The organism is uncultured Limnohabitans sp. (assembly GCF_937889215.1).
GTDB lineage: Bacteria > Pseudomonadota > Gammaproteobacteria > Burkholderiales > Burkholderiaceae_C > Limnohabitans_A.
The window spans coordinates 1-3647 of the sequence record NZ_CALBEX010000462.1 but is presented as its reverse complement, the minus strand read 5'-3'; the positions used below and the strand labels follow the sequence as shown (position 1 = coordinate 3647).

The following is a 3647-nucleotide window of genomic DNA, read 5'->3' as shown; positions in this document are numbered from 1 at the left end:
CCTGGCTGTTTGATCACCAGGTCAGTAACGCAACTCTTTTCGGCCAAACTCCACTAATGCGACAGAACGGAAAAACTATGCGCTGACGTGCAACCGGTCCAAGGCCTGCTGCAATGCCTGCCCGGTGTCGTCTGCCAAGGCCGCCTGGCTCAGATCCCGCAACTGCTGCGCGCCTTGCGGCGAAGTTTGAAGTTGCGGCAGTTTGGCCATCACGCGCTGGAAGCTGCGCCAGCCGCGCGCGTGGGTGTCGCCGTAGCCTTTAACCAGCCGCTGCGAACGGGCTACCTCAAGCGCCAATGCGGGCTGCGTGGGCGCCAAGCGCAAGACCGTGGCCAACCAATCGTCAATGCGCTGATGCTCGACCTGAAACCGCAGGGACTTCCGGCGCAGGGGGCGCAGGGCGGCAATGGTGTACAGCAGCAAATAACCCCGAATCGAGCTGGTCTGCACGATGCGGCCTTTGCGCGTGAAGGGTTCCACACAGGCGCGCGCCCACGGTGTGGCCAGCAGCCAGCGACCGAGCCGGGCTGGCAGCGTGTCCGCAAGTTCTTCAACTCGCGGGTGGAAAAATTCATTGATGCCCAGGTGCTGCGTGTCGCTTAAGTGCACTTCACCGCCCACGCGCTGGAAGCGCGAGCGCCGGGTCTTGAGGTCGGCCACCCGCACGGTGTCTTCATACGACATCCACAGCGCCAAATGGCGGGCGGTTTCGTCCAGCAGGTCCACAGCGAGCGCGGGGTCTGCGGGAAGGCCGGACACGTTGTTCACCAAGGGCCGCAGGCGGTCCAGGTAGCTGGTCGCGTAGGCCACATCCTGGTAGTCGGCCGTGCGCAAAATTCCCGCGACGAGCGTCGCATGGTTGGCCGTCGGAAAGCTGTTTTGAATGCGCTGGGCCAGCGCAGCGAGCCGCTGGCCTACTGGCGGCATCGGCACAGCAGGCAGGGCCGTCACTGCCACCAAGGTCGGCGGTGACAGGGCTTGACGTGCCACCTCAAACCCTGCGGCAAATGCCTTCAGGCTGGACTTCACGCCGACACCGCCGCGAGTGATGGCGGCTTCAAACTGCGCGCGGGTGAAGGGCAGCCGGTCGGTGGCTGCCAGTGCGCCATACAGCGTCGGGCTAATCAGACTGCCGGTTTCTTCAGCCAGTTGGGCAAAGTCAGCGCTGATGAAATGTTTTGCAGCGGCCTGCCCGCCTTCCCGCAGGTTGTCCGAGCTGACGCGGCCGTCGCCCATGGCGGTGCGTTCGGTCATCGAATACACGCGGTGGGTTGAGGCGATGAAGGTGGTGCGGTTGGCTGTGACCAGACCGCGCTGCAGGGCGCGACCGGCTTCCATCAGCTCCGACGCAATCACGATGTCAACTTCACCCGGTATCGGGCTCAGCGCCATCACCGGTTGGCGACCTGCGGGAACGTCCGACTCCGGAAACAGTTCGAGGTAGTACACCGTGGCACCCGTGCGCTGCGCCACACCCGGCACCGAGGTGGTCTGTGCCAAGTAACCGTTCTGCTCGGCAAGATCGACCAGCCAGTCGGCCAGCACGCCGCCGCCTTCTCCACCCATGGCGAGGATGGCGATGGTGATAGCGCGTTCGCTGCTCATTGGGGGGCGCGAGCCTGTCAACTCTGCAGACGGTGCGGCTACAACCATGCGATCTTCGTCAATGGGTGACTGGTACGGCGATACCCTCGTTATGGGCGGGTTCATACGGCAATCCCTTGCAGCCGGTGCTCGATGCGGTTTTGCAGCCAGCCAATCACGGCGCTGCGCAGCCGCAACTTGAAGCGGTCCCAGGCCGTCGGGTTGTTGATGATTTCGGCCCGGTAAAACGAGGGGCACAGCTTCGCTGCGTGGGCGACTTCACCGCACAGGCCGCAGCCCACGCAACTGTCAAGCACTGTGGCAACCGGGTCGCGCCGCAGCGGGTCGGGATTCGGCTTGATGGTCAGCGACGGACAGCCCGACAGCCGGATGCACGAGTGGTCGCCGGTGCAGGTGTCGGGGTCTATGCCAAAACGCTCGCGTACCACACGCTGGCCGTCGGCAATCTTCTTGCGAATTTTCGGCTTCTCGCGCCGCTGGAGGTTCAGCATGCATTCACTTTGCGCAATGATGACCTTTGGGCCCTTTTCCGGGGTGGTCAGCGCTTGCCGTAGGGTGTCTAACATCTGCGAAAGGTTGTAGGTATTGGTGACCGTTTTTACCCACCTCACACCCACGCCGCGAACGGCTTTTTCAATCGGGTTGTTGGTGCTGCGGATCGGGTTGATGGCTTTGGACGACAGCACGTCCTGCCCGCCGGTGGCCGCCGAATAACCGTTGTCCACGACCACCAGCACGCTGTCGGTCTGGTTGAACACCGCATTGCCCACACCGCTGGTCAGCCCGTTGTGCCAGAAGCCACCGTCGCCCATGAACGAAATCGTGCGCTTGGAGGTCTCGGTGCTGTTGAACGCAGACGCACCCGCCCAGCCCAGCCCGTAACCCATGGTGGTGGCGCCAATGTTGAAGGGTGGCAGGATGGAAAACAGGTGACAGCCAATGTCGCAGCTGACGTGGTGCTGACCCAGCTCGCGTTCTATCAGCTTCATCGCGGTAAAAATCGGGCGCTCCGGGCAGCCGGTGCAAAACGTGGGAGGCCTAGGCTGGACTTCGTACGACGCGGTCTTGATGGCAAACGCTTTGGGGTTGCCGTCCGGCACTGTCAGGCCGCTGGACGCCGACCGTGCCGCAATCGGTAATTCCCTGCCCTGCAGTAGCTGGGGCGCATAGATTTCGATGAAACTGGTCACGCCTTTGAGCACCACGCCGCCGGTGTACTCGCCGGCCATGGGCAACACGTCTTTGCCGTGCACGCGGGTTTGCAGGTCGGCCCGGCGCAAAATGGTGTTGACGTTTTGCTCAATGAAGTCGGGCTGCCCTTCTTCCACCAGCAAGATGCCGCGTTTGCCGGCGCAAAAACGCGTGAACTCATCCTCTATCAAAGGATAGGTGATGTTCAGCACATACAGTGGCACCTGCGACTCACCAAACGCGTTGGCCAATCCGAGCAGTTCCAGCGAACGCAGGACGCTGTTGTAAAGGCCGCCCTGCATGATGATGCCAAAGTCTTTGGCATCATCTGCAAAAAATTCGTTGAGCTGTTTGTCCTGAATGAATTTGACGGCGGCTGGCCAGCGCAGGGCTATCTTTTCGTGCTCATGCAGGTAGCTCGACGGCGGTAGCACAATGCGGCTCACGTCGCGCACCGGGTTTTCCATCGCGTTCTTCAGCGTGAAAGAAGGCCGCTTGTTATCCTTTGCCGGGAAACGTCCATGCACATGGCAGGCGCGGATGCGCAACTCAAGCATAACGGGTGTGTTGCTGGCCTCGGATAGCTCAAAACCCATCTCCACGGCACGCACAATACTTTGCAGGTTGGGCCTCGGATCGATCAGCCACACTTGCGACTTCATCGCGAAGGCATGGGAGCGTTCCTGCATGATGCTGGAGCCCTCGCCGTAGTCCTCGCCGACGATCAGCAGCGCGCCGCCGGTCACGCCGCCCGAGGCCAGGTTGGCCAGCGCATCGGAGGCCACGTTGGTGCCGACGGTGGACTTGAAGGTGACTGCACCGCGCAGCGGGTAGTTGACGGACGCGGCCAG

At 62.2% G+C, this 3647-nt stretch carries 2 protein-coding genes; both read right to left on the bottom strand.

Translation table 11 applies throughout. The features are described 5' to 3' along the window. Nucleotides 1-75: 75 nt before the first annotated feature. Nucleotides 76-1605: an indolepyruvate oxidoreductase subunit beta family protein gene (locus tag Q0341_RS11660; protein ID WP_299513457.1), complete on the bottom strand. Its 1530-nt coding sequence runs from the start codon at nucleotides 1603-1605 to the stop codon at nucleotides 76-78. Nucleotides 1606-1706: 101 nt separating this feature from the next. Continuing rightward, nucleotides 1707-3647: indolepyruvate ferredoxin oxidoreductase subunit alpha (locus Q0341_RS11655; RefSeq protein ID WP_299513454.1), on the bottom strand; the 1941-nt coding region annotated here is incomplete at its 5' end.